Below are 26,238 nucleotides of genomic sequence, written 5' to 3' on the forward strand. Positions count from 1 at the left end.
AAAATAGAATTAAACACAAATTGCACCAATTTTCACGAAATAACTAGTGAAAATTGGTGCAATTTGTGTTAAACAACTATTCTAAAATATCCTATTCATCCCAAGGATTCTTTTTCTTTCCTGCAAATTTTTCAATTTTATACGTCAACGAAAACATTGCATAGCGTCTTAAAACCGTGTTCTCGACATCCTGTATCGCAGTTGGTGTGATGGTTCGCGTGGCATTCACGTTCTGATTCAGTAAATCATACACTTTTACTTTTGCCAGTAATTTATCATTAAAGAAATTATACCCCAAACTCATGTTCCACAAATAAAAATCTTTCTGGAAACCATCGGCAATGTTTGAATTGTAAGTATAACCAAAATCATTTCCAAAAACAAAATGCTTCGGCCAATAGGAAGTGGTTTCCAATTTAAAATTATGAGTAAAATTTGATGATCCGTCAAGTGTATAATTCTTGAACTTGGTGTCTCTGAAATTATAGCTGTAGCTTGGTGTAATCGTCAACAGCTCGCCATATTCCCAAGACAGTCGAACTTCTGGATTCAACGAGAAAGCTTCGGCTTCATAGGCCTGGTTATTGGTCAGTCCTTTAGACAAATCGAAATTTCCACTTATTCCTAAACTGTATTTAAAAGTATGCCCTTCCATTTTGAACGACTTGTCCCAACTGAAACCAATGTAACTATCATAAGTCGTTCCTGTGTTTTCAAAAGTAGTATTTCGCTTGGCACTATCATCAAAAACCGTTGAAGAAACAATTTGGTTGCTGTAAATCGTTCCGCCAGAATACAAATAGAATCCAGAACGTGTGGCATAATCATAATTATTGAACCCGAAATAAAAACCGTGTCTTTTGGTTGGATCCAAATCAGGATTTCCCGTAATGGTATTCAACGGATTCGAGATATTGATAACAGGCAAAATCTGATTGGCTGTTGGTAAATTAACTGAATATCGGTAATTCGCATACACCGATTTTGATTTCGAAAACCGGTAATTAAAATATCCATTCACGGATGGGAAAATATAATCTTTGTTTAAAACCGTGTTTTCAGCAAGATAATTCGAGAAGTTTTCGAATCGGGTAATTTCGGTTCCAAAATTAATTCTTCCGCTGTAGTTCTTTTTTCGAACGTTCAAAGACACAAACGGATTTACAATCTTGCTGTTCGAATTAATATAATTTGAAAGCGAATCATTTCGGATAGAATATTGATTATTAGCCCCGTCAAAGTTAAAAGTTTCTGTATCATTAACCGAATTCCTCCAAGTATATCGACCACCAACAGAAAAACTTAGCGAATCAGTGATCGGTTCAGTATATGTAATAGAAGTCGAATATTTGTCGTTTATGTTATCATTATTTTCAATTAAATCCCGACTAATGGTTTCATTTCCAGTCTCCTTATACAAAATAGTAGATGAAATGTCCTGATTGGCTGATTGATTACTGGAGTTTTCATTATTGAAATTAAACGAAAGGCTCCTTCCTTTTTTATTTATTTTTCTATATAAATACAAATCATTTTGAAAGGATATATTATCCGAAGTGTTGTTGGTGTAACTGTTGCTTTCGTTTAAGGCTTCACCAAATTCATCAACTGAATTTTGAGCTCTTGTTGCCGTAAATCTTGAATTGTTTTTTCTTAAATTTGGACGAATGCTCAAAGTTGTCAATGAGTCTAATTTTGCCTCAAATTCCACATTCAAATTATGTCCGTTACTAACATTCCTAGTCGTTCCGACTGATTCTGTCGTAAATTTATTTTCCGGCAAAAGATTTTCAACCTTGCTTCTTGTATCGTTTTCGGTCTCGGCCGAATTGTAGAAATAACTCGCACTCGGGTCAATCTTCTTCCCTATTTTATCCGAATAATTCAATCCGATCATATTCGATTGCGTTATGCCACTTCCTCCTCCAAACTGTTGACCGTTTATATTAAAACTTCCGTCACTGCTGGAATACATATTTCGGCCACCACCCATTGAATCAAAAATTTCATCCATCGAAAATCCTACCGAATTGATATTATTAGAAGAACCCAAGAAACTGAATTTCTGGTCATTTTTAAAATAATTGATCAATCCGCTGGATTCATAACGATCGTCGGTTCCCAAACCGCCACTAAATTTCCCAAACAAGCCTTTATTTTTATCTTCCTGTATCGTCAAATTGATGGTTTTCTCTTCGGAACTTGCCGCTTGACCCGACAGTTCTTCTTCTTTGGTTTTAGTATCCGAAACCTGCACTTTATCAATAATATCGGCTGGTAAATTTTGAGTGGCCACTTTTCCATCTTTACCAAAAAAGGGCTTTCCGTTTACCAAGATATTGTTGACTTCTTTTCCGTTTACCGTAATTTTTCCATCAGAAGAAACCTCAACACCAGGCAATTGTTTCAGCAAGGCTTCCACATTCGAATCTGGACGAACTTTAAAAGAAGATGCATTAAACTCTAAAGTATCTTGCTTAATTCTAACCGGTGGAGCCTGTCCTTTCACAACAACTTCGTTCAAGCTATTTGGCTGGTCTTTAATATTCAATACACCAAAATCTTTATTCGTAGAAAGCTCATTGATTTCTTGAGTATAATCCTCAAAACCCATAAAAGAAACCTTCAACAAGGCCGGTTTGGTTATTTTTTTGGTTGATAAAGAGAAATTTCCGTTTTTGTCCGAAATCGTATAATCGATAATGGTCGAATCTTGTGCAGAAGTCAGATAAACTGTAGCAGATTCCAACGGAAGTTTCGAAGTATCTTCAATTACTTTTCCTTTAATGGTAATCGTGCTTTGTCCGAAACTGGAAAAGCTAACCAATAAAAATAAGAGCAGGGCTGGGTAAACTCTGTGCATAAATATGTGTTTTTTTGTTTTTGTTTTGAATGCTAACTGCGAATTAAGTGATTTAGTATTAAAAGAAATAATTTCTTACACAAAATTTAACAGAATTACATTTATGATAAATTATTGATACCGAAAATATAAAGTTGATAATTGAAAAAAGTCAAATTTGCATTAACAAAAAACCCGAAACTTTCGTTTCGGGTTTAGCTATTTTTTATTGATCTCTCTCAGTTGCTGAATATCCAGTAAATCTTTCGGTCGGCTGGCTTTGACTTTACTAGTGATTAAATCTTCTAGCGAAAGTACATTCCAGCTTAAAAAGTCATTGTTTTTTACTGTAACTTTTTCACTATCATTATAAGCTTCATCAAATGATTTATTGACAGAAAAATTGGTGATTAGTTCTAAATCCAAATCCAATGGCGAAAACTTTATCGAAATATTTTGCTCTTGATTTTTAACAGCTTCAGGAAAATCGAGTATCTCATATCCCATTTCATTAAAAACTATCACAAGTTTTCTGAAATTTTCATCTGTAGTTTCAATCCAAAAATCAACATCGGCAGAATGTCTTTGATAACCGTGAAAATTGACAGCTCCACCACCAACCATCAACATACGAACTTTATGTTTGTTGGCCAATCTTACAAAGCTTTCAATGTTTTCTTCCCAGGGTTGAGACATTATTTCGATTTTATAGTGATTACAAAATTTCCTGATTTCGACGGTTCTTCCTTCATTGGAAACTGTTTCATCTGATACATCAATCTCAAAAAACTATAAACTCGTTCACCCTTGGAAAGTTTCAAGAAATCTTCCAATTGCTTCTTATTGCTTTCGTCTTTAGTTTGAAATTGAATTTTCATAATCAAAAAATCTACTACTCAAATTTAAACCATAATTTCGGGAAATCTATTTCTCCCTAATATAAATATCAATCGGCACTCCCGAAAAATCCCAATTCTCACGAATTTTATTTTCCAAGAAACGCTTATAGGCTTCCTTCACATACTGTGGCAAGTTGGCAAAAAACACAAACTGTGGCGTTGCCGTTGGCAATTGCATGCAATATTTAATCTTCACATATTTCCCTTTCAAAGCCGGTGGCGGATAACCTTCAATCACTTTCAACATATAATCGTTGAATTTTGAAGTCGGGATTCTCTGCTTTCTAGCTTCAAAAACCTGAACCGTCGCTTCCAAAGCTTTCAGCAAACGTTGTTTTGTCAAAGCCGATACGAAAAGAATTGGCACATCCGTAAACGGCATCAATTCTTCCCTAATTTTAGCTTCATAATCACGCGTTGACATCGTGTCTTTCTCCACCAAATCCCATTTGTTTACCAAAATCACAACACCTTTACGGTTTTTTTCAGCCAACCAAAATATACTTTGGTCTTGCCCTTCAAATCCGCGGGTTGCATCAATAATCAAGATACAAACATCGGCATGTTCAATTGCACGAACAGAACGCATTACCGAATAAAACTCCAAATCTTCCTTCACTTTGGCTTTTCTACGAATTCCCGCAGTATCCACCAAGTTGAATTCAAAACCAAAACGGTCAAATTTGGTATCAATTGCATCACGAGTTGTTCCAGCAATATCCGTCACCATAAATCTTTCCTTACCAATCAAAGCATTGATAAAGCTTGATTTTCCAGCATTTGGTCGACCAACAACTGCAAAGCGAGGCAATTCGATTTCTTCCTGGGTTGGTTGTGGTTTTTCTGGAAAAGCATCAATCAATGCATCCATCAAATCCCCAGTTCCGCTTCCCGAAATACTTGCAAACGTATAATATTCGCCTAATCCAAGGTTATAAAATTCTATAGCATCTTTCTCACGCATGGCGTTATCCACCTTGTTCACAGCCAATAAAACTGGCTTGGTCACTTTACGCAACAACTTCGCAACAGTATCATCCATTGGCGTGATACCTTCCTCAACATCCACCACAAAAATAATTACATCGGCCTCATCAATAGCAAGCTCCACCTGTTTTCTGATTTCTGCTTCAAAAACATCTTCCGAACCTCGGATATAACCACCCGTATCAATCACAGAAAACTCTTTCCCATTCCATTCACTTTTTCCGTAATTTCTATCACGGGTCACACCCGAAACCGAGTCAACGATAGCTTCTCTTCTCTTAATCAATCGGTTAAACAACGTCGATTTCCCTACGTTTGGTCTTCCTACAATGGCAACAATGTTATTCATTTTCTTTATTTTAGAATGTAGATTTTAGATTTTAGATTCTAAAAACCGCATCTTATATTTTTTGCAAAGGTACTCTTTTTACTTCACAGTTCACAGCAACCCTTTGACGTGATTATTTCTTATAATTTTTAGGAGCGAAACTAAAGGCTTTTCCAGAAACCATACCTGCCTGTCGGCAGACAGGTTCCCGCCTTCCTTCCTCTCGTCCTAAAAGACGAGATCCCTCCAGTTGGGGCTAGAACTCCATCTTCAGGCATTTTTTCAACTTCTCCGAACTCCTAAACTTCCCAACTCCCTACTGATTATACCCAAATCGCTTCAACATATTCGCATTGCTTCTCCAATTCTTGTTCACCTTCACATACATTTCAATGTGAATCTGTTTCCCGAAGAATTTCTCCAAATCAGCTCTGGCTTCCATCCCCACTTTTTTCAAAGCCGAACCTTTATGCCCAATGATAATACCCTTTTGAGTATCGCGTTCCACCATGATAAGCGAACGGATTCTAATTATATTTTCATCTTCCAAAAATTCCTCCGTTTCAATTTCAACCGCATACGGGATTTCCTTACTGTAATTCAAAAGGATTTTCTCACGGATGGTTTCGTTTACAAAGAAACGTTCCGGTTTGTCCGTCAAAGTATCTTTCGGATAATAAGCGGGCGATTCTGGAAGCAAGTCAATAATTCTCGTAAAAACTTCTTTTACATTAAAATTCTGCAAAGCCGAAATCGCAAAAATTTCAGCATTGGGCACTTTCTCCGTCCAAAAAGCAACCTGCTCTTCCAATTGTTCCTGATTCGAATTGTCAATCTTGTTCAACAAAAGCAAAACCGGAATCTTGGCGTGGATGATCTTATTAAAAAAAGCTTCATCTTTCAAAGCCTGTTCGCCAATCTCCACCATATAAATCAGGATATCAGCATCTTCAAAAGCCGATTTCACAAAATTCATCATCGATTCCTGCATTTCATAAGCCGGCTTGATGATTCCTGGCGTGTCCGAAAGGATAACCTGAAAGTCATCTCCGTTTACAATCCCTAAAATCCTGTGACGTGTTGTTTGTGCTTTTGAAGTAATAATGGACAATCTTTCCCCGACGAAAGCATTCATCAAGGTCGATTTTCCAACATTTGGATTACCGATAATATTTACAAAACCTGCTTTATGTGACATTTATTCTTTATTTATATTCTGCAAAGGTAATCATATCAGCCGAATAGATGAAATAAAACATTTTTCATCAAAATGCTTGTTTTTCAAGATAATCGTCGTAAATTTGCACTCGAAACATCGCGGGATAGAGCAGTAGGTAGCTCGTCGGGCTCATAACCCGAAGGTCATTGGTTCGAGTCCAATTCCCGCTACTAGGTTTTACTGATTTTAGTAAACAAAAAAATATTGAGAATACAAACGCACATCGCGGGATAGAGCAGTAGGTAGCTCGTCGGGCTCATAACCCGAAGGTCATTGGTTCGAGTCCAATTCCCGCTACAAAGGAAAAGCTTCATAGAAATATGAGGCTTTTTTTTGTTTTCCTTTATTAAACCAAAACACTTTCAATTTTCCCCGCCAATTTAAAATCTTTATCAGTTAAACCACCTGCATCATCATGTGTAGCCAATCTAATAGTAACCTTATTGTAAACATTAGACCATTCAGGATGATGATTTTCCTTTTCGGATAAAATTGCGACTTTAGTCATAAATGCAAATGCTTCGATAAAATCCTCAAATTCAAATTCTTTTTCAATTCCATCTTTTTTGAACGACCATCCATTTATTTTTGACAATTCTTTTTCTGCTTCTTTTGAGTTGTAAATTTCCATTTTATTTTTATTTTAAATTTAATACAATTAAATGTATATAACCCATTTCTGATCTTAAATAATCAACATCCTGAAATTTACAAGATAAAATAAACAATTGTTAATTTTTTAATAAAAAATAATTACATTTGATTATCAAAATCAAAAAAAAAATTTATGGAACCAAATTTTTTAGCCATTTTAGTGGCCGCTTTATCAAGTTTTGTAGTGGGTTTTATCTGGTATAATCCAAAAGTTTTTGGAACTATTTGGATGAGGGAAATCGGGATGACAGAGGAAAAAGCCCGACAGTCGAATATGGTTAAGGTCTTCGGGCTTACGTTTGTATTTGCTTTTATGCTTGCTTTTATGATGCCAACTCTTGTAATTCATCAAGTTGGAGCAATGCAACTTGCTGGCGGAAATGCAAATGACGAAGCTTTTCTAGCCTATATGCAGGTTCACGGAGAAGCTTTTAGAACCTTTAAACACGGCGCCTTACACGGTTGTATTGCCTCTTTGTTTATTGTATTACCCGTAATTGCAACCAATGCTCTTTTTGAGCAAAAATCGTTTAAATATGTGGCTATAACTTCTGGATATTGGGTAATTGTGATGACCCTTATGGGAGCCATTATCTGCGGATGGAAATAATTAACATTTAATTATACTACAATCGCTCTACTTTTGTGGGGCGATTTTTTTTGATTTGAATACAACACTTACGTATAAAATTTTCACCTCAACCACCGAACTTCCTGAAAACTGGAATGATTTGGCGGTTGAAAACATTTTCCTTTCCAAAGACTATCTTCAAGTATTGGAACAATCGGGACCAGAAAATATGACATGCCATTTCATTGGCTTCTTCAAAAAAGAAAGTCTTGTTGGGATTGCATTATCACAGTTTTTAGATGTCAATCAATTGAAATCTTTTGGAGAAAGGGATCGCTGTGTAAAAACTTCAGTTCGTAATTTTTTATTTAAAAACTTTAGTTCTCACGTGTTGTTTATCGGAAATAATATGCTGACGGGGCAAAATGCTTTTTATTTTTTAGAAGAAATAAATACTAATGAAGCTCTGAAAACTTTGAAAAAAGCTTCCGACGCCTTGCAACTCATCTTTACAAAAAAAGGGAAAAAAGTGCACCTAACTTCGTTTAAGGATTTTACCAACGAAGAAATAATAGCTTTTGAAAACATCGGATTCAGGGAGTATTATAAGTTTTGCATCCAACCGAATATGGTTTTTGAAATCAAGGAAAAATGGCTTTCATTTGATGATTATATTTCCGATCTCAACAAAAAATACCGCGACCAATACAAACGAAGCAGGAAGAAATCCGAGGGTATCGAAAAACGAAAAATGCACTTGGAAGACATTATAAAACATGAAGAAACAATTTATGAGTTGTATTTTCATGTTGCCCAAAATGCTCCGTTCAATACGTTCTTTTTAGCAAAAAATCACTTCAGGGTTTTCAAGGAAATGCTGAAAGAGAAGTTTCTTTTTTATGGTTATTTTTTAGAGGAGAAACTAATTGGCTTCAATACTTTGATCAAGAATGGCAACTCGATGGATACTTATTTCCTAGGCTACGATGAAACCATCCAACGAGAAAAAATGCTGTATCTCAACATGCTATATGATATGGTGGCCTACTCCATCAACAAGGGGTTCAAGGAAGTTGTTTTTGCAAGAACAGCATTGGAAATCAAGAGCTCTATTGGGGCAAAGCCTGTAGAAATGTACGGTTACATCAAACACAGCAATTCACTTATCAACAAAAAAATGGATGTGATCTTTGATTATTTGGAACCTAAAACCGAATGGAAAGAGCGAAATCCTTTCAAGTAAATATTATTTCCCACTCGTATTTTTAGAACCGTCAGCGTGATTGTTGTTGGATATAGTTTTCACAAAATTATCCTTGCTACTGTCTGAATGGGCTTGGTCGTTGATGTTGTATTTATCGATGAGCTCACGACTTCCTTTATGTTGTAAATCCATATTTGTTGCATCTTTGGAAGCTCTTTCGGCTTCATTATAACCGCTTCCAGTTGTCTCATCTTCGGCAATTCCTTCTACGGAAGTGTCAAGAGGATTTTTAGTGGAATCAAAATCTTTTAATTGTTCTTTGCTGTCTTCTTTACGTAAATCTTCCATGACGTTTGATTTTAGGATTTAAGTTCAATCAAAGTTCAAGATTTTATAAAGGAAAATTTTACACGATTGTAGTAAAAGGTTACAGGATTATTCAATTCCCTATTCGAAGTAGCTTATTCCTGTCGGTAATGATGATTTTTTTGCCGACCAACTCTATTGCATTTTCTTTTTTAAGTTCCGATAGTAAACGAATACAGCTTTCAGTAGCAGTACCAATCATTCCTGCAATTTCTTCACGGGACAATTGCAATTTTAATGATTTATCAGGATTGATTCCGAAGGTTTCTTCCAAATACAATAATGTATGAGCCAATCTTTCCTTAACAGTTTTTTGTGCCAATCCAACCAAAATATCATCGGCTTCTTTCAAATCGCCACAGATGGTCTTCATTACGTTCATCGAGAAATTATTGTTCTGATTGAAGAAGCCCATGATTTCACTTTTCGGGATAAAACAAACCTGCATATCCTCTAGGGCAACTGCCGAAAGATTGGCTGGCTCGTCACTAATCATAGAACGTTGGCCCAAGAGTTCACCCTTTTTAACCAGCTTCACGATTTGGTCTTTTCCATTCTGACTCAATTTGGTCATCTTGCAAACGCCATCTTTCACACAGAAAACACCATTCACATTCTCGCCTTCTTCAAAAATAATATCGCCCTTTTTTACCTGCATCGATGTCTTGCATTCGGCCATCTTGAGCAACTCGTCTTTACCGAGTGCCTTCAGGGAACTGAATTCTCTAACGATACATTGTTCACATTTACTCATTTAAAAAAGGGTTTAAGGGTGGTCAAATTTACGACTTTATATGACATATATCATATATTAATCAGAGGTCTTTTATGAACTTTGCCGCAGGTAAATGAGCAAAGTTATGGACACAGCAAAATGTTTCCATTGTGGACTTGATATTATAGAAGAAGCGATTGTTTTTGACGAAAAGAAATTTTGTTGCCAGGGTTGCAAGACGGTGTATGAAATTTTCAGTCTCAACGACATGACTTGCTATTATGATTTTGAGAGATCGCCAGGTGCGACTCCACAGGACATCAAAGGGAAATATGATTTTTTAGACAATGAAAAGATAGTTGAAAAGCTATTGGAATTCAGGGAAGACACAACGGCGATTGTTTCCCTCAATATTCCACATATCCATTGCAGTTCCTGTATTTGGATTCTAGAAAACCTACAACGTCTTCAAAAGGAGATAAGTTCTTCACAAGTGAACTTTCCGGAGAAAAAAGTCAGGATTATCTTTAATCCCGAAACGCTTTCGCTAAAAGAGATTGTAGATCTTTTAAGCAAGATTGGCTACGAACCTTACATCAGTTTAGAAAATTACGAAACAGGAAAAACTGTTACCGATAGAACCCTAACCTACAAATTAGGCGTTGCCTTTTTCTGCTTCGGAAACATAATGCTTTTATCGTTTCCCGAGTACTTTGAATCTACGGAATTTTGGCTAGACCATTACAAAGGCTTTTTCAGGTGGTTGGTGTTTGCCCTTTCGCTTCCGAGTTTCTTTTATTCGGCCAGCGGTTATTATGTTTCGGCTTACAAAAGCATCAAGGCAAGGATGTTAAGCATTGATATTCCGATTGCTTTGGGAATCATCGTAATGTTTGTTAGAAGTACGGTTGACATCGTTTTTGATTACGGTCAGGGATTCTTTGACAGCCTTACGGGATTGGTTTTCTTTATGCTCTTGGGCAAAATGTTCCAGATTAAAACCTATAGTTTCTTGAGTTTTGAAAGAGACTTCAAGTCGTATTTCCCGATTGCTGTAACAAAAATAAATGCCGATACTGAAGAAAGTGTTCCTATTTACGACATCCAAAAAGGCGACAGGTTGTTGATTCGCAACGAAGAATTGATTCCCGTTGATGGCATCCTTATCAGCGAAAAAGCCTCCATCGATTATAGCTTTGTAACGGGTGAAGCCATTCCCATCACAAAAAACTCCGGTGATAAGATTTTCGCAGGAGGCAAACAAATGGGAAAAGTCGTTGAGATGGAAGTCTTGAGTTCGGTTTCGCAAAGCTACCTTACGCAATTGTGGAGCAATGATGTCTTCCAGAAGAAAGTCGATCAGAATTATAAAACTATAACCGATAGTATCAGTCGTTACTTTACTCCTATCTTATTACTGATTTCGTTTGCAGGTTTTGGTTATTGGATTTTCTTCGATACTAATACGGCGTTTAATGTCTTTACTGCGGTTTTAATTGTAGCCTGTCCTTGTGCTTTGGCATTGACCGCCCCTTTTACGATGGGAAATGTATTGCGAATTTTAGGCAAGAAGAAATTCTATCTTAAAAATGCTCTTGTAATTGAACAACTGGCGAAGGTAGATACTTTGGTATTTGATAAAACAGGAACCATTACGACCAATAAAAAATCAAACATTTTTTATGAAGGGGAAATTATTTCTGAAGATGATCAAATTCTAATTAAAAACACGCTTCGGGCTTCCAATCATCCGTTAAGCCGAATATTATATGATTTTCTGCCAGAAACCATCAAACAAAAAACCGATGACTTCAAGGAAATTACCGGAAAGGGAATTGAAGCTTCCATTAACGGAAGCAGTATTAAAATTGGGTCGGCGTCTTTTATAGAGAAGATGGAAGAAAATAGTGTCCAACAAACTACGGTTCATATTAAAATCAATGAAAAATATTTGGGTAAATATGTTTTCAACAACCAATACCGTGAAGGTTTACAAGAACTTTTTAAGAGTTTATCTTCTCAATATGAACTCAAGATTCTATCAGGCGATAACGAAGGTGAACGGGAAACTTTAGAAAAATTAATCCCAAAAGGAACCGAACTCATCTTCAACCAAAAACCCGAACAGAAGCTGGAATTCATCAAAAAACTACAGGAACAAGGAAAAAACGTAATGATGATTGGCGACGGACTCAACGATGCCGGAGCCTTGGCACAAAGCAATGTCGGAATTTCGATTTCGGAGAATGTGAATGTATTTTCTCCTGCCTGTGATGCAATCTTGGATGCTGGAGAATTTCAGAAACTGCATTACTTTTTAAAGCTTTCGCATAAAGCGATGACAACGATCAAGATGAGTTTTGTGGTTTCGATTTTGTATAATGTAGTGGGATTGAGCTTTGCCGTTACTGGAAATCTATTGCCACTCGTTGCTGCTATAATTATGCCTTTGAGCACGATAACCATTGTTAGCTTTGTTACGTTGATGAGTAATTATTATGCTCGGAATCTGAAATAAAAAATAGAAATAAACCCATTTTACGATTTTTGCGAATTATTTTAGAAAAAGTAGGCAATTTACCCAAACTTGTCATTCCGACGAAGGAGGAAACTCTGCAATATGGAGCTCCTAACGGAGATTCCTCCTTCGTCGGAATGACAAAAAAAGTCTTAAACCGAATTACACCCAACGGGTAGAAATAAATAATAAATTATCTCACCTGTTCCTTCTTAATATACTTCGCCACATCAACCATTGTAGCCACCCAAACATCCTTTTCTCTTTTCTTCAGATAATCAAAAGCTTCTGATGTTCGTTTACTTCAACATTCATCGGATGTTCACCTCCTACTCCATGAAAAATAAAAACAACCAAAGAGCCTGCTTTTTCTGCCTTTTCAATCTCGGCAATCATTTGCTGAGCAGTAGTTCCAGTTTCTACGAAACCTGTAATATTGGAAAGGTTTACTTGCTTTGCAGACGGATATTCTGGAGTAGCACCTCTTGCACCTGCAAATTCATTTTCTACGAGATTATAAAAAGGTTTTCCGTTAATGGTAAAATCCACACACGGATAAGCAAAAGTACGTTCGGTCTTGCCGTCTAATGCTTTCAGGAAGGTATTCGTCATCCTGATTTCGTGAACCGCCCTTTCAATCGAATAACGCGAAAGGTCAGCTTCGGGGTTTACCCATTCTCTACCAGACAAACTCCCATCACATGGGTGGTTGAGGGTATGATTGCCAAGTTCGTGACCATTTTGGGCTATCTTCCTCCACTCTTCAAGTCTGTTGGCTATTACTGGAGCGGAAGCGATTACATAAAAAGTCCCTTTAAAGCCATACGCGTCAAGCGAAGGAACAACATTATCCAAATGCACATTCAAGGCATCATCATACGTGAGGACTACGGCACATTTTTTACCGTTCCAATTGCGTGAATCTTTTTGGGCATAGGTCAGTCCGCTTATTAGAAGAAACAGCCCTAGTATTTTTATTGTTTTGAAATTCATAGTTTCTATTGAGTTTTTTTTACTCACAATTTCCGTCAACATCACAAGACTCGCCATTTGAGACCTCCAGCTTTGCTTTTGGATTTTGCTGTTGCCATTCTCCAAATGATTTTTCTAACGCTTGGAGGAAAGCTTGTGGTGGTTGTGCTCCAGAAATAGCATATTTTCTATCGAACACAAAAAATGGAACGCCTGTTACTCCAATTGCCCTTGCTTCGTCGATGTCTTGATTTACCTTTTCGGCATATTGATTATCAGTAAAAGCCACTTGCAGTTCCTCTTCATCAAGACCGATTTCCTTTCCTAATGCCGTAAGGATTTCAAGGTTTGCCATATCTTTTCCTTCGGTGAAATAGGCCTTAAAGAATCTTTCTTCAGCTTCGTCTCCAAGTCCTTTTGTTTTGGCAAACTGTATCAATCGATGTGCATTGTAGGAGTTCACGATAACCGATTGCTCCAGATGAAAATCTAGTCCTGCTTGCTTGGCGGTGTTGGTAACATTCTGCAACATAACTTTTACCTGCTCAACAGGAAATCCTTTTCGTTTGGCGAGGTATTCTTCGTGATTATCGGTGGCTATTTGTGGAAAGGTTGGGTCGAGTTGAAAGCTCTTCCATTCTATTTCAATGCTTTTTGCTTCGGGGAATTGCGATAATACTGTTTCAATGTTCCTTTTTCCGATGTAGCAGAAAGGACATATGATGTCGCTCCATATTTCTACTTTCATTTGGTTTGTTTTAATAATACGAAGTTATGAAAAAAGACCACAGTTTGAATTTTGCTATAGTGAAGATTATTTATATCGTGTTAATAATTTTTTCTAGAAAAAAAAATATCAAAAGTATCCTTCCAAAACAAAAAAGCCTATAAATCCTTAGACTTATAGGCTTTTGAAACTACCTGCATTTAAACTTGTGACCGCGAAGGGATTCGAACCCCCAACCCTCAGAGCCGAAATCTGATATTCTATCCAGTTGAACTACGCAGCCATTTTATTTCAGATTTTAGAGTTCAGATTTAAGATTGTAAACAAATCTAAAATCTGAACTCTAAAATCTAAAATTTCCTATGTCAATAATTTTTTTACGATTGTTGAAATGGTTTTACCTTCTGCTGTTCCGCCTAATTGTGCTGAAGCAAGTCCCATTACTTTTCCCATTGATGCAATTCCAGAAGCTCCGGTTTCGGCAATGATTTTTGCGATAACCGCTTCTACTTCTGCTTCAGAGAGTTGTTGTGGAAGGAATTTTTCGATTACTGCAACTTGTGCTAACTCTGGTTCTGCCAAATCCATACGGTTTTGCTCTGTAAAGATTCTTGCACTTTCTTTTCTTGTTTTTACTAGACGCTGCAGGATTTTTATTTCTTCGTCTTCAGTGATTTCCTCTTTTGAACCTGATGCCGTTTGTGCTAAAAGCAATTCGGATTTTATAGATCTTAAAGATTCTAATGCAACGGTGTCTTTGGCTCGCATTGCATTTTTAATTTCGTCCATTATTCTTTCTGAAAGACTCATTCTTTTTATTTTAGATTGTTGATTTTAGATTTTAGATTGTCGCTTCGCAGTTTATGATTTGCCCTCTAGCCCTGATGGTGCCATTGTTTGAGCTCTTAAAACTGTGACTAACAGTTTTAAAGCGAGTGGCTCCAGCAGGAAAATGGATTAAACAAATGCCCTAACCTTTCGCTCCTAATTATTCTACACAAACCGGATGCGAAGATAAAAAAAATAACCCGAAAATCACAGGGATTTTTCGGGCTATTGGAGTTTGGTTTGAGTTAATTAATCCACGTTGTCGTGAAGGAATGAATTATTGGAACGCAACTGAATGTCGTCGTTACTATCAGTCCCCAATGAGGTTCGGGATTTATTATTGTTTGCAGGAGTGCTTGAAATATCGATTCCGAGACGCTTGTAGGCTGGCTCTTTTTCATATTCATCTACTCTTGACGGATTGTTGTGGAATTTATAGTTGAATTCTTTCAGCTTTCTTCTTCTTTCGTCGGCTCTTAATCTTGATGCCTCTTCGAGAGACATTTCGGTTGGCGAGATGGCTTCGTAGTTGTTTCCAAAATTAGAAGGCTCGTTCACTTTCATCGTGATTTTCAGCTCTTCGCTTTCTGGCTCGGCTACTTTTGCAACTGGTTTTGACTCCAAAAGGCTGTTTTCGACTTCCATATATTCTTCTAGCGAATAACGGATTACGCCATTTTCGTTCAACTCGGTCATTGGAACTACTTGAACGGGTTGGTTTACCTTGATTTCACGTGTTTCATTTGTCAATTCAAAAAGCATTCTGTCTTCGTTTGGTTTTTCAACCTTGCTGATTGGCAAATCGAACGAAAATGTGATTTGCTCTTCCTCACGCACTACGAATTCTGGCTCACGAACTTCGATTTCCTTAACTTCTGGTGAAGTGAAATAGAAATCATCTGAAGAAATTGGCTTTGAAGCCGATGGCGAAACGATTTCAAACGTCACATCCAAATTCTTGATGAACTCGGTTGTTGGAACCAAATTGTATTCAAAAGCTGGCTCTTCTTTAGCAACTGGCTCTGTAAATAGAGGCATATCGAAAAGCGGTTGTTCTTTTACAGCTTCTACAATTAGAGGCTGTTCGAAAGTTGGTTCGTCTTCCATCAAATCGTGAACGATTTTATCCTCATTCTTTGCTGATGGAATTGGGGCTGAAAAGTCGAATGACTCAATCACTTTTTGAGACAAATTGTGTGTCAATTTTTGCTCATCTTCCAAAGAATGGATAATCTTTTTTGGCTCTGTATTTACTATTTCATTTTGTTGTTCGACATTGAAACCTGTAGCAATAATGGTAACGGCAACTGAATCTCCCAAAGACTCATCTTCACCAACTCCCATAATGATATTGGCATTGTGACCTGCCTCAACCTGAATATGGTCGTTGATTTCTCCGATTTCGTCGATCGTGATTTCATTGGTTCCAGAAACGATAAGCAACAATACGTTTTTGGCTCCTGTGATTTTGTTGTCGTTCAATAATGGGGAGTCTAGAGCAGAAATAATCGCTTCTTTCGCTCTGTTTTCGCCACTTGAAATTGCAGAACCCATGATGGCAGTTCCGCTGTTTGACAATACGGTTTTAGCATCTTTTAAATCGATGTTTTGCGTATAGTGGTGCGTGATTACTTCGGCAATACCGCGAGATGCAGTTGCCAAAACTTCGTCGGCCTTGGAGAAACCAGCTTTGAAACCAAGATTTCCGTAAACTTCTCTTAATTTGTTATTGTTGATAACGATAAGCGAATCTACTTGTTTTCTTAATCTCTCAACGCCTAAAAGTGCCTGATCCTGACGCACTTTCCCTTCAAATTGAAAAGGAATGGTCACGATACCAACCGTTAGGATGTCTCTTTCTTTTGCCAATTGAGCAATTACCGGAGCAGCACCAGTTCCAGTTCCACCACCCATTCCTGCGGTAATGAAAACCATTTTGGTGTTGCTGTCTAGCATCTTCTCGATATCGGCAATGCTTTCGATTGCTGATTGTTGTCCAACTTCCGGGTTTGCTCCAGCTCCAAGACCTTCGGTAAGGTTTACACCTAACTGAATTTTATTAGGAACAGAACTGTTTTGCAATGCCTGAGAATCAGTATTACAAACGATGAAATCTACTCCTTTGATGCCTTGCTGGAACATGTGGTTGATGGCATTACTTCCGCCACCACCAACACCGATTACTTTAATAACATTTGATTGGTTCTTAGGTAAATCAAATGAAATACTTCCAAAATCTGAGTTGCTTGTCATATTATTTGGTATTTAATTTTTAGTTCTTTTTCTTTTTTATAGCTAATTTTTGTTCTTTTTCTTTTAATCTAATTTTAAAATGATTTTAAGTTTTAAATCTAAAATCATTATTCTGCATTGTCCAGAAAGTCCCTGATCTTGTCTACATATTTATCAAAAAATGATTTTCTGATTTTAGTTTCTGTAGATTCAGGCTCTTTTGCTTTTGCTGCTGGACGTTCTTGTTCCTGCACTTGCACTTCTTCTTCATATTGTGTTTGCACTTGAGGTTCCGGCTGTCTGTAAACCACTTTAACTTCTTTTTCAACCTCAATAGCAACGGCACTTTTTGTATTGTTTTGGATAGAATTCATAACCAATCCAACTGCTGTAGCATATAACGGACTAGAAATTTCCTCGCTTGAATTACCCGCTAAATGTTCGTTTGGATATCCAATTCTGGTGTCCATTCCTGTGATGTATTCTACTAATTGCTTGATGTGTTGCAATTGAGCTCCACCACCAGTCAAAACAATTCCTGCAATCAATTTTTTTCTTGGGTCTTCGTGACCATATGCTTTTATTTCGGCAAAAACCTGCTCGATGATTTCAACCACACGTGCGTGAATGATTTTCGACAAGTTTTTCAACGAAATTTCTTTTGGTTCTCTTCCTCTCAAACCTGGAATTGAAACAATCTCGTTGTCTTTATTTTCTCCTGGCCAAGCCGATCCAAATTTCACTTTTAATAATTCGGCTTGTTTTTCGATGATTGAACATCCTTCTTTTATATCTTCTGTAATCACATTTCCACCGAAAGGAATTACTGCCGTATGGCGAATGATTCCGTCTTTGAAAATGGCCAAATCTGTTGTTCCTCCACCGATATCAATCAAGGCAACACCCGCTTCTTTTTCTTCCTGACTTAAAACGGCATCGGCCGAAGCCAAAGGTTCCAACGTCAATCCAGACAATTCAATTCCTGAACTTTGGATGCATCTTCCCACATTTCTGATAGAAGAAGCCTGACCTACCACAACGTGAAAGCTAGATTCCAATCTTCCGCCATACATTCCGATTGGTTCCTTGATCTCCGATTGTCCGTCGATTTTAAATTCCTGTGGCAAAACGTGGATGATTTCTTCACCCGGAAGCATTGCCAATTTATGTACTTGATTGATTAACAAATCAATATCCTTATCTCCAATTACTTCTTCAGGATTATTTCTGCTGATGTAATCGCTGTGTTGAATGCTTCGGATGTGCTGTCCTGCAATTCCCACCACAACATCTTTAATCCTGTAACCTGAATTCGCTTCCGCTTCTGCAATCGCTTGTTGGATCGACTGGATGGTTTGCGTAATGTTATTTACAACACCTCTCGCCACACCAAGACTTTTGGATTTTCCAACGCCCAAAATCTCTAATTTTCCATATTCATTTTTCTTGCCAATCATTGCAACAATCTTTGTTGTCCCAATGTCTAAACCAACAGCAATATTTTCTTTTTCCATAACCATTTTATTTTGTGCACACTACCTGTTGCGTAAACTTCAGATTTATTTCCTTGTATTTACTAATCGAACTATCTTGAACTGCCTTTTGAAAAAACGCCTTATAGTTGTTGAATTTCTTCTCTATGTTTTTTGTTTTTCCAAAATCGATGACATAATTAAAATTTCGGTTCGCCATTTTAACGCTACCTCCGTGCAAAACTTGAATACCGATGATGTTTTTTTTCAAAAAATCGTCGTTGTAAATAACCTTCAGCAATTCGTGTAAATCCTTACTATTCGCTTCTTCAATTTCACCAGAAACCAATGGAACTCTTGCTGTATTCACTTCAGACAAGGGCATCCTATCCCCCTCTAAATCAATGTAAAAAGATCCATTTTCATCAAACACTCTCGCGATTGGGGTTTTCTGTTTTACGACTGCTTTTAGGACACCATCGATACTCACAAATACTTCTGATTTCTCAACCATATTGTGTTCATTGATGGATTTTTCCAGTTTATTCAAATCTAAATTAACTTTCCCAATAGTTTGTCGGTCTCCATTATTTTCTATTAACAATTTATTAACCGATTCGTGCGTCAAAAAAAGACTTCCTTCATCGAGAAATTCGACTACAGGTTTCTTGATTTTTCGATCTTCGTTTCGTTTAGAAGTAAAGGAATACAAGAACACAATCACTGCAAACATTAGCAGTAACCGTACATTTGTCCAAATATTTCTCCAATTAAGCTTTTTCATTCAATGCTTCTTTAATCGGTTTTACCAACTCACCAATATCTCCTGCACCAATGGTTACGATAACCTTTGCGTCACTCTTTAAAATCGTTGAAATTAAATTTTCTTTTAAAACTAATTTCTTGTTTGCATTTGTCATTTTTCCTAAAAGCCAAGCTGAATTTACATCTTCAATTGGAAGTTCACGAGCTGGATAAATATCCAACAGGATTACTTCATCAAAAGCCGAAAGACTTTTTGCAAAATCATCTATAAAATCTCGCGTTCTACTGAACAAATGCGGTTGAAAAATCGCCAGCACTTTTTCATTTGAATACAATTCAGAAACCGCCTGATGTACGGCATTTATTTCGGTTGGATGGTGGGCATAATCGTCGATATACACCAAATTATCCGTTTTGATTTGATAGGAAAATCTCCTTTTGATTCCTTTAAAAGAAGCTAAAGCTGAAATAATCGCTTCGTTTGAAGTTCCGTAGGTTTTGGCCATAGCCAAAGCCATCAAGGCATTCGTCAGATTGTGCTTTCCTGGTAATCCGAATTTTATATTTTGTATTGTTTCCGATGGCGTTTCTACATCAAAAACATATTGGCTGTTTTCAATTCGTATATTCACTGCTGTAAATTGAACTCTGTCAGGGTTTGAAACCCTGACAGAGTTGTCTGTACTTACAATAACTCCTTCTAAAGGCAAATCTTTTGCAATAAACAATTTCGATTTGTCTTCAATTTTATCTGCAAATTCAACGAACGAAGCCTCAATTGAAGCACTGTCGCCATAAATATCCAAATGGTCAGCATCCATTGACGTGATGCAGGCGATATTTGGATGCAGATGCAAAAATGAACGGTCGAATTCGTCTGCCTCGACAACGGTTACGGTTTTTCCGTTTCCTATCAAATTAGAATTATAATTTTCTACAATTCCGCCAAGGAACGACGTTACATCAGCTCCACTTTCATACAAAATATGACCTAAAATGCTAGAAGTTGTTGTTTTTCCGTGAGTTCCAGCAACTGCAAAACAGAACGTATCTTTAGTTATGATCCCTAAAACTTCAGCTCTTTTCTTGATTTTAAAATCTCTTTCCAAGAAATAGTTCCACTCCGAATGTGTTTTTGGAACCGCTGGTGTGATTACCACAAGTGTATTTTCGATGTAATAATCCTTCGGAATCAAATTGATGCTGTCTTCAAAATGAATATCAATTCCGCTTTCTATTAACTCATCTGTTAATGTCGTTGGTGTTTTGTCATAACCCGATACATTTTTCCCCAAGGTCTTGAAATAACGAGCAAGAGCACTCATTCCGATTCCTCCGATTCCGATGAAATAAACGTTATGTATCTGATTTAAATTCATTTTCAATGGCAAAATTCAATTTCAATTTCAAATTTCAATTCTAACCTTGATTTTTGATATTGTCATTGATATTGTTATTATTTTTTTATCAATTTTACTATTTCGTCTACGATATCTTTTGTGGCATTCACTTTTGCTAGTTTTTCGATGTTTTCGGATAAGCTTTTTTGCAAATTCTCATCATTCAACAAATTATTGAAAGTGGTGGTGAATTTTGTATCCAACTCCACTTCCTTCACCATCAAAGCTCCATTTTTTTCAACAATTGCATTGGCATTCTTCGTCTGATGGTCTTCTGCGACATTTGGAGACGGAATAAAAATAACCGGTTTTCCAACGATGCATAATTCCGAAACTGAAGAAGCTCCAGCTCTTGAAATCACGATATCTGCAGCAGCATACACCAAATCCATTCTATCTATAAACGACAAAACCTGAACGTTTTCATTTTCATTGAAGCGTTGGTATTCGTCGAAATATAATTTTCCGCATTGCCAAATCACTTGAACATTTTGCGAAGTGAAATTCACCAATTCTTTTGCAATAAGCTGATTTACTCTTCTCGCGCCTAAACTTCCGCCAAGTACCAAAACCACTTTTTTATCTTCGGCTAGACCGAAATATTCCTGGGCTTCTTTTCTTTTATTCTTGATGTCAATCAAATCCTGACGAACTGGATTTCCTGTGAGAACTATTTTATTTTTTGGAAAAAATTGTTCCAAATTTTCATAAGCAACACAAATCTTGCTGGCTTTTCTGCTCAACCATTTGTTTGTAATTCCAGGATAAGAATTCTGTTCTTGGATAACGGTTGGAATTCCCGCAAAACCTGCAACCCTCAATAATGGACCACTTGCAAAACCTCCAGTTCCTATCACAACATTTGGTTTAAAATCGATTATAATTGTTCTTGACTTTAACAAACTATCCAATAATTTTACTGGGAAAAGTGAATTATCAAAAGTGAATCTTCGTTGAATTCCGGCAATCCACAAACCTTTAATTTTATATCCGGCTTGCGGTACTTTTTGCATTTCCATCTTGTCCCTTGCACCTACAAAGAGGATTTCGCAATCTGGAAAGCGTGATTTTAATTCATTTGCAATAGCGATTGCTGGGTAGATATGTCCACCTGTTCCGCCACCACTTAATATGAATTTTAAATTTGCCATTTTATTTTTTTGCCAAAAAGGCACTAAGAATCTAAGTTTTATTTTTTATTTAGAACTGCATTCATCGGATTATCCGTAATCGAATATTCTTTTTCATCGTTTTCATCTTCCGAAAGAATTGTATTTTCAGCCATTTCCTCTTCTTCCAATTGTTTGTCGATTAAGCGTTTCAAGGCTTCTTCTCGTTTTTGTTTTTCGTCCAATTCTGCTGCAATTTCTTCTTCCTTCTTGGTCACGCTCAAAATGATTCCGATGGCGATACAAGTCATCCAAACCGAACTACCTCCACTACTTATCAACGGTAAGGGCTGTCCCGTAACAGGTAATAATTCCACAGCAACTCCCATATTAATCAATGCTTGAAAGATGATCGGGAATCCTAATCCTACAACCAATAATTTTCCAAAAATCGAATTCGACTTATGAGCGGCAACTATGAATCTGAAGAACAATAATAAATACAATGTCAAAACACCCAAACCACCAATCAATCCGTATTCTTCGACAATAATGGCGAAAATAAAATCGGAAGAAGATTGGGGCAGAAAATTTTTCTGAACACTTTTGCCTGGACCCAAACCATATATTTGACCGGATGCTATTGCAATTTTTGCTTTTTCAATTTGATAGTCGTCTTCACCCGGCTTATCACTAAAAAAATTTTCCACCCTTTTCTCCCAAGTATCAACCCGATTATTGAAAGCATCTGGAAAAGCTTTAGCTACTAAAACAAAAAAGGCAAGTGAAAGAATTCCTATTCCAACTACAAACCCAATATATTTCAATGGATATTTTCCAATAAAAACCAACAGCAAAACCATCGCAAAAATCAAGGCTGCGGTTGAGAAATTTGCTGGAAGTATAAACATTAACGTCACTCCTACTGGTGTCCAAAGTTCCCACAATGAGTTTTGGAATGTTACCGGAGTTTCTCTTGTTTTAGATAGGTATCTCGCCACAAAAATCATCAATACAATAGATGCCAATGTGGAGGTTTGAAATGTAATCCCAACGAAAGGCACTTGAATCCATCGACTTGCATTTGCTCCATCAATAACGGTTCCTTTCAATAATGTGTAAGCCAACAATAGCCAAACAACTGGCAATGCAATTCGGGAAATTCCCCTAAAATAATGGTAGGGAATTTTGTGCATCTGATAGATGATTACAAATCCTGTCAAGATACTGATTCCGTGTTTCACTAAATAGCCAATGGTATTTCCGGTACCTTTTCCGCCCATATAGGCTAAATTACTACTTGCACTAAAAACAGGCATAAAGGAAAACAGGGCCAATAAGGCCACGAATGACCAAATGCCTTTGTCTCCTCTTAAACTGTTTATTAATCCTTTCATTTTTAATTTTAGATTTTAGAGTTCAGATTTTAGATTGCTTAGGATTGCTTGTTATTAATTCGATTATTTACTGTTTTTAGAGAGCTTACAAAAATTGCTGTTAACTCATTTCCTTCTTTCCAAACTTTTTCTAATTCATCTTCGAGCACCCATTTTTTTTCTCTTATAATCTCTAACCAAAATAAAGTTTCATCAGCTTCTTCTAAAACAATATTCATTTTGGAAACAAATTCCCTATCACTTCTAGCTCTACAAACTGCTCTGTAATTAGCACCTACAGATGTTCCGCTTCTTACAATTTGATTTCCAATTACTCTTATTGTATTTGAGTTTGGTAGTTTTTCAACTAAGTCTATTATTTCAATTGAAAATTTCTTTGTTCTTAATTTTAATTCTTCCGTTGTCATAATCCTTTCTTAAATCTAAAATCTGAACTCTAAAATCTACAATTATAAATTCTGAACTGCCTGTTTGAATTGTTTCCCTCTATCCTCGTAATTTTCGAACAAATCAAAACTTGCACAAGCTGGAGATAATAAAACGGCATCTCCTTTTTCCGCCAACCTTTGTGAAGTTCTCACTGCATCTGACATATTCGAAACTTCCACCATCACATCGACAACATTTCCGAAAGCATCAATTATTTTTTTATTATCAACACCAAGACACACAATCGCCTTTACTTTTTCACGCACCAAAGACATCAATTCTGAATAATCATTTCCTTTATCAACACCACCTACAATCCAAACCGTTGGAACGGTCATACTATCCAAGGCAAAAAATGTAGCATTCACATTCGTAGCTTTAGAATCGTTGATGTATTGTACATTCTGGATTTTCAATACCTTTTCCAAACGATGCTCCACACCTTGAAAATTCGACAGGCTTTCTCTGATGGTCTGCTTTCTGATTTTCATCAATTGAGCTACAGAAGCAGCCGCCATTGCATTTTTCATATTGTGCTTCCCTTCGAGTGCCAGATGTGTGGTGTCCATTGTAAATTCTTCGTCTTTGATGTTTATTTTCATTGTCTTGTCTTTTATTGAGGCTCCTTTTTCAAGTTCTCTTGAAATTGAGAAAGGTATTTTTTGTGCTTTTGTTTTGTTGTTTTGAAACCATCCTGAAATGGCTTCGTCATCATCGTCATAGATCAGAAAATCTTCCTTTGTCTGATTCATCGTAATCCTGAACTTCGAATTGATATAGTTTTCATATTTGTATTCATATCTATCCAAATGGTCGGGACTTATATTTGTAATTACTGCAATATGTGGGTTGAACGTGTAATTTCCATCCAATTGAAAACTACTCAATTCCAGAACGTAGGCTTCAAACTTATCTTCGGCAACCTGCCAAGCAAAACTCTTTCCTATGTTTCCACCTAATCCTACATTCAATCCTCCTGATTTCAGCAAATGATAAGTCAGCATTGTTGTGGTCGTTTTTCCGTTGCTTCCCGTTATTCCGATTAGGGTTGCATCCGTCCACGAAGCTGCAAATTCAATTTCAGAAATCACTGGGATTTTCTTTTCAAGGAGCTTTTTTACTATTGATGCTTTATCTGGAATTCCTGGGCTTTTCATTACCAAATCGGCATTCAGAATCAGCTTTTCTGTATGTTGCTCTTCTTCCCAAGCAATTTTATTAATCGTAAGAACTTCTTTATAATTTTCTTTTATCTTTCCAAAATCGGATACAAAAACATCATATCCTTTTTTCTTTCCGAGAATTGCCGTTCCAACGCCACTTTCTCCACCGCCAAGTATCACGAGTCTTTTCATTATCTCAGTTTCAGAGTGACAATTGATAAAATGGCCAATAAAATTCCAACAATCCAGAATCGGGTTACAATCTTACTTTCGTGGTATCCTTTTTTCTGATAATGATGGTGTAATGGCGACATTAAGAAAATCCTCTTGCCTTCGCCAAAGCGTTTCTTCGTATATTTAAAATAACTTACCTGAAGGATTACCGATAGATTTTCGGCAAAGAAAATCGCACATAAAACCGGCAGTAACATTTCTTTCCTAACGGCAATTGCCAAGACTGCAATGATTCCACCAATGGTCAAGCTTCCTGTATCTCCCATAAAAACAGCGGCCGGATAGGAATTATACCAAAGGAATCCCACCAAAGCTCCAACGAAAGCGGCAATAAAAACCGTCATCTCTCCCGAATTGGGGATGTACATTATGTTCAGATAATTCGAAAAAACGATATTACCCGAAACGAAGGTAAAAATCCCAAGTGCCAAGACCGAAATCGCCGAAGTTCCTGCTGCAAGTCCATCTATTCCATCAGTTAAATTGGCTCCATTTGATACTGCTGTGATGATAAAAATCACAATCGGTATGAAAATTAGCCAAGCCAAGTTATGGTAATCGTCTCCTGTCCAAGCCAATAATTCGGCATAATCAAATTCATTATTTTTAAAGAACGGAATTGTCGTAACCGTTGATTTTTCTTCAATTGGCGTTTGCGAGATCACATTTTCAGTTTGTGCTTTATAGGTAAAACTTCCGCCTGTATCCTGTCTAACTGTAACACCTGGATTGAAATACAAAACAAGTCCAACTATCAATCCTAAACCAACTTGCCCTATAACCTTGAACTTTCCTTTTAGACCTTCTTTATCCTTTTTGAAGATTTTAATATAGTCATCTATGAAACCAATAGTTCCCATCCATAAAGTGGTAACGATAAGCAAAACAATGTAAATATTATCCAGTCGGGTTAGCAAGACAACCGGAATCAATGTGGCCATGATAATTATCAAACCACCCATTGTTGGCGTTCCTGCTTTTTCGTTTTGACCTGCCAAACCAAGTTCTCTCACGGTTTCACCAACCTGTTGTCTTCTCAAGAAATTGATAATTTTTTTACCAAAAACGGTAGAAATAAGCAACGATAGCAATATTGCCAAAGCTGATCTAAAAGTGATATATTGAAAAACTCCCGTTCCTGGAACATCGAGTGTCTTGTCTAGGTATTCGAATAAATAATACAGCATTTCTTTAATTTTAGATTTTA

At 36.8% G+C, this 26,238-nt stretch carries 23 protein-coding genes and 3 tRNA genes; 5 read left to right on the forward strand and 21 right to left on the reverse strand.

Annotated elements, in window-relative coordinates:
- Positions 1–91: 91 nt before the first annotated feature.
- The 5 genes from J2X31_RS01970 to era all read right to left on the reverse strand — a co-directional run bounded on the left by J2X31_RS01970 (position 92) and on the right by era (position 6,254).
- Positions 92–2,863, reverse strand: coding sequence for an outer membrane beta-barrel protein (locus J2X31_RS01970; protein WP_310023972.1), 2,772 nt, complete (start codon positions 2,861–2,863; stop codon positions 92–94).
- A gap of 198 nt (positions 2,864–3,061) precedes the next feature.
- Positions 3,062–3,538, reverse strand: a complete 477-nt coding sequence (locus tag J2X31_RS01975) for a nucleotidyl transferase AbiEii/AbiGii toxin family protein (protein WP_310023974.1) — start codon at positions 3,536–3,538, stop codon at positions 3,062–3,064.
- Positions 3,538–3,720 carry a hypothetical protein gene (locus J2X31_RS01980; RefSeq protein ID WP_310023975.1) on the reverse strand — a complete coding sequence of 61 codons (183 nt, stop codon included), beginning with the start codon at positions 3,718–3,720 and terminating at the stop codon, positions 3,538–3,540. The genes J2X31_RS01975 and J2X31_RS01980 overlap by 1 nt, the downstream gene beginning before the upstream one ends.
- A 46-nt stretch (positions 3,721–3,766) precedes the next feature.
- Entirely contained in the window at positions 3,767–5,077 is a 1,311-nt protein-coding gene (der, locus tag J2X31_RS01985) for a ribosome biogenesis GTPase Der (protein WP_310023976.1), read from the reverse strand.
- Positions 5,078–5,372: 295 nt separating this feature from the next.
- A complete protein-coding gene (gene era, locus J2X31_RS01990) occupies positions 5,373–6,254 on the reverse strand; it encodes a GTPase Era (RefSeq protein ID WP_310023977.1) in 882 nt (293 codons plus the stop codon).
- A 118-nt stretch (positions 6,255–6,372) separates the two neighbouring features.
- On the opposite strand from era, the gene J2X31_RS01995 reads away from it, so the two are divergent.
- Positions 6,373–6,445 (forward strand) — tRNA-Met (locus J2X31_RS01995).
- A gap of 54 nt (positions 6,446–6,499) precedes the next feature.
- Positions 6,500–6,572: transfer RNA gene (locus J2X31_RS02000), tRNA-Met, on the forward strand.
- Positions 6,573–6,621: 49 nt separating this feature from the next.
- Here J2X31_RS02000 and J2X31_RS02005 read toward each other — a convergent pair.
- Positions 6,622–6,906 carry a 4a-hydroxytetrahydrobiopterin dehydratase gene (locus J2X31_RS02005; protein ID WP_310023979.1) on the reverse strand — a complete coding sequence of 95 codons (285 nt, stop codon included), beginning with the start codon at positions 6,904–6,906 and terminating at the stop codon, positions 6,622–6,624.
- Between the two features lie 156 nt (positions 6,907–7,062).
- Between J2X31_RS02005 and J2X31_RS02010 the strand changes: the two genes are divergently transcribed.
- The gene (locus J2X31_RS02010) at positions 7,063–7,539 is read left to right on the forward strand and encodes a DUF1761 domain-containing protein (RefSeq protein ID WP_310023981.1); all 477 of its coding nucleotides are present in this window, start codon (positions 7,063–7,065) and stop codon (positions 7,537–7,539) included.
- A 55-nt stretch (positions 7,540–7,594) separates the two neighbouring features.
- Positions 7,595–8,743, forward strand: coding sequence for an 8-amino-7-oxononanoate synthase (locus J2X31_RS02015; RefSeq protein ID WP_310023983.1), 1,149 nt, complete (start codon positions 7,595–7,597; stop codon positions 8,741–8,743).
- 3 nt (positions 8,744–8,746) lie between these two features.
- On the opposite strand, the gene J2X31_RS02020 is transcribed toward J2X31_RS02015, so the two are convergent.
- The gene (locus J2X31_RS02020; RefSeq protein ID WP_310023985.1) at positions 8,747–9,052 is read right to left on the reverse strand and encodes a hypothetical protein; all 306 of its coding nucleotides are present in this window, start codon (positions 9,050–9,052) and stop codon (positions 8,747–8,749) included.
- A 91-nt stretch (positions 9,053–9,143) separates the two neighbouring features.
- Positions 9,144–9,824, reverse strand: coding sequence for a Crp/Fnr family transcriptional regulator (locus J2X31_RS02025; RefSeq protein ID WP_310023987.1), 681 nt, complete (start codon positions 9,822–9,824; stop codon positions 9,144–9,146).
- Between the two features lie 106 nt (positions 9,825–9,930).
- Between J2X31_RS02025 and J2X31_RS02030 the strand changes: the two genes are divergently transcribed.
- Entirely contained in the window at positions 9,931–12,303 is a 2,373-nt protein-coding gene (locus J2X31_RS02030; RefSeq protein ID WP_310023989.1) for a heavy metal translocating P-type ATPase, read from the forward strand.
- Between the two features lie 270 nt (positions 12,304–12,573).
- On the opposite strand, the gene J2X31_RS02035 is transcribed toward J2X31_RS02030, so the two are convergent.
- From J2X31_RS02035 to mraY, 13 genes are all read right to left on the reverse strand, one after another.
- Complete coding sequence (locus tag J2X31_RS02035) at positions 12,574–13,296, reverse strand: polysaccharide deacetylase family protein (RefSeq protein ID WP_310023990.1); 723 nt, start codon at positions 13,294–13,296, stop codon at positions 12,574–12,576.
- A 19-nt stretch (positions 13,297–13,315) separates the two neighbouring features.
- Positions 13,316–14,023: a DsbA family oxidoreductase gene (locus tag J2X31_RS02040; protein ID WP_310023991.1), complete on the reverse strand. Its 708-nt coding sequence runs from the start codon at positions 14,021–14,023 to the stop codon at positions 13,316–13,318.
- Between the two features lie 188 nt (positions 14,024–14,211).
- Positions 14,212–14,285, reverse strand: a tRNA-Arg gene (locus tag J2X31_RS02045).
- Positions 14,286–14,362: 77 nt separating this feature from the next.
- Entirely contained in the window at positions 14,363–14,812 is a 450-nt protein-coding gene (locus J2X31_RS02050) for a GatB/YqeY domain-containing protein (RefSeq protein ID WP_310023993.1), read from the reverse strand.
- Between the two features lie 267 nt (positions 14,813–15,079).
- Complete coding sequence (gene ftsZ, locus J2X31_RS02055; RefSeq protein WP_310023995.1) at positions 15,080–17,083, reverse strand: cell division protein FtsZ; 2,004 nt, start codon at positions 17,081–17,083, stop codon at positions 15,080–15,082.
- Between the two features lie 107 nt (positions 17,084–17,190).
- Complete coding sequence (gene ftsA / locus J2X31_RS02060; RefSeq protein ID WP_310023996.1) at positions 17,191–18,576, reverse strand: cell division protein FtsA; 1,386 nt, start codon at positions 18,574–18,576, stop codon at positions 17,191–17,193.
- Between the two features lie 7 nt (positions 18,577–18,583).
- Positions 18,584–19,318: a cell division protein FtsQ/DivIB gene (locus tag J2X31_RS02065; protein ID WP_310023998.1), complete on the reverse strand. Its 735-nt coding sequence runs from the start codon at positions 19,316–19,318 to the stop codon at positions 18,584–18,586.
- Positions 19,305–20,678, reverse strand: coding sequence for a UDP-N-acetylmuramate--L-alanine ligase (gene murC / locus J2X31_RS02070; RefSeq protein ID WP_310024001.1), 1,374 nt, complete (start codon positions 20,676–20,678; stop codon positions 19,305–19,307). The genes J2X31_RS02065 and murC overlap by 14 nt, the downstream gene beginning before the upstream one ends.
- Positions 20,679–20,755: 77 nt before the next feature.
- Positions 20,756–21,850 carry an undecaprenyldiphospho-muramoylpentapeptide beta-N-acetylglucosaminyltransferase gene (gene murG / locus J2X31_RS02075; protein WP_310024003.1) on the reverse strand — a complete coding sequence of 365 codons (1,095 nt, stop codon included), beginning with the start codon at positions 21,848–21,850 and terminating at the stop codon, positions 20,756–20,758.
- Positions 21,851–21,888: 38 nt separating this feature from the next.
- Complete coding sequence (locus tag J2X31_RS02080; protein ID WP_310024004.1) at positions 21,889–23,205, reverse strand: FtsW/RodA/SpoVE family cell cycle protein; 1,317 nt, start codon at positions 23,203–23,205, stop codon at positions 21,889–21,891.
- A 38-nt stretch (positions 23,206–23,243) separates the two neighbouring features.
- A complete protein-coding gene (locus J2X31_RS02085; RefSeq protein ID WP_310024005.1) occupies positions 23,244–23,612 on the reverse strand; it encodes a four helix bundle protein in 369 nt (122 codons plus the stop codon).
- 42 nt (positions 23,613–23,654) lie between these two features.
- Complete coding sequence (gene murD, locus J2X31_RS02090; protein WP_310024007.1) at positions 23,655–24,989, reverse strand: UDP-N-acetylmuramoyl-L-alanine--D-glutamate ligase; 1,335 nt, start codon at positions 24,987–24,989, stop codon at positions 23,655–23,657.
- Positions 24,989–26,218 carry a phospho-N-acetylmuramoyl-pentapeptide-transferase gene (gene mraY, locus J2X31_RS02095; RefSeq protein ID WP_310024008.1) on the reverse strand — a complete coding sequence of 410 codons (1,230 nt, stop codon included), beginning with the start codon at positions 26,216–26,218 and terminating at the stop codon, positions 24,989–24,991. Before mraY ends, murD begins: the two co-directional genes overlap by 1 nt.
- Positions 26,219–26,238: the final 20 nt, after the last annotated feature.

The sequence above is a fragment of the Flavobacterium arsenatis genome (genome assembly GCF_031456785.1).
In the GTDB taxonomy this organism is placed as follows: Bacteria; Bacteroidota; Bacteroidia; order Flavobacteriales; family Flavobacteriaceae; genus Flavobacterium; species Flavobacterium arsenatis.

Coding starts and splice junctions, on each gene's coding strand:
- J2X31_RS02040 (WP_310023991.1), bottom strand. CDS start 14,023: ATGAAAGTAGAAATATGGAGCGACATCATATGTCCTTTCTGCTACATC.
- J2X31_RS02030 (WP_310023989.1), top strand. CDS start 9,931: ATGGACACAGCAAAATGTTTCCATTGTGGACTTGATATTATAGAAGAA.
- J2X31_RS02065 (WP_310023998.1), bottom strand. CDS start 19,318: ATGAAAAAGCTTAATTGGAGAAATATTTGGACAAATGTACGGTTACTG.
- J2X31_RS02020 (WP_310023985.1), bottom strand. CDS start 9,052: ATGGAAGATTTACGTAAAGAAGACAGCAAAGAACAATTAAAAGATTTT.
- J2X31_RS02035 (WP_310023990.1), bottom strand. CDS start 13,296: ATGAATTTCAAAACAATAAAAATACTAGGGCTGTTTCTTCTAATAAGC.
- J2X31_RS02080 (WP_310024004.1), bottom strand. CDS start 23,205: ATGAAAGGATTAATAAACAGTTTAAGAGGAGACAAAGGCATTTGGTCA.
- murD (WP_310024007.1), bottom strand. CDS start 24,989: ATGAAAAGACTCGTGATACTTGGCGGTGGAGAAAGTGGCGTTGGAACG.
- J2X31_RS01980 (WP_310023975.1), bottom strand. CDS start 3,720: ATGAAAATTCAATTTCAAACTAAAGACGAAAGCAATAAGAAGCAATTG.
- J2X31_RS01970 (WP_310023972.1), bottom strand. CDS start 2,863: ATGCACAGAGTTTACCCAGCCCTGCTCTTATTTTTATTGGTTAGCTTT.
- ftsA (WP_310023996.1), bottom strand. CDS start 18,576: ATGGAAAAAGAAAATATTGCTGTTGGTTTAGACATTGGGACAACAAAG.
- murG (WP_310024003.1), bottom strand. CDS start 21,850: ATGGCAAATTTAAAATTCATATTAAGTGGTGGCGGAACAGGTGGACAT.
- J2X31_RS02005 (WP_310023979.1), bottom strand. CDS start 6,906: ATGGAAATTTACAACTCAAAAGAAGCAGAAAAAGAATTGTCAAAAATA.
- mraY (WP_310024008.1), bottom strand. CDS start 26,218: ATGCTGTATTATTTATTCGAATACCTAGACAAGACACTCGATGTTCCA.
- J2X31_RS02025 (WP_310023987.1), bottom strand. CDS start 9,824: ATGAGTAAATGTGAACAATGTATCGTTAGAGAATTCAGTTCCCTGAAG.
- era (WP_310023977.1), bottom strand. CDS start 6,254: ATGTCACATAAAGCAGGTTTTGTAAATATTATCGGTAATCCAAATGTT.
- J2X31_RS02050 (WP_310023993.1), bottom strand. CDS start 14,812: ATGAGTCTTTCAGAAAGAATAATGGACGAAATTAAAAATGCAATGCGA.
- murC (WP_310024001.1), bottom strand. CDS start 20,678: ATGAATTTAAATCAGATACATAACGTTTATTTCATCGGAATCGGAGGA.
- J2X31_RS02085 (WP_310024005.1), bottom strand. CDS start 23,612: ATGACAACGGAAGAATTAAAATTAAGAACAAAGAAATTTTCAATTGAA.
- ftsZ (WP_310023995.1), bottom strand. CDS start 17,083: ATGACAAGCAACTCAGATTTTGGAAGTATTTCATTTGATTTACCTAAG.
- der (WP_310023976.1), bottom strand. CDS start 5,077: ATGAATAACATTGTTGCCATTGTAGGAAGACCAAACGTAGGGAAATCG.
- J2X31_RS02010 (WP_310023981.1), top strand. CDS start 7,063: ATGGAACCAAATTTTTTAGCCATTTTAGTGGCCGCTTTATCAAGTTTT.
- J2X31_RS01975 (WP_310023974.1), bottom strand. CDS start 3,538: ATGTCTCAACCCTGGGAAGAAAACATTGAAAGCTTTGTAAGATTGGCC.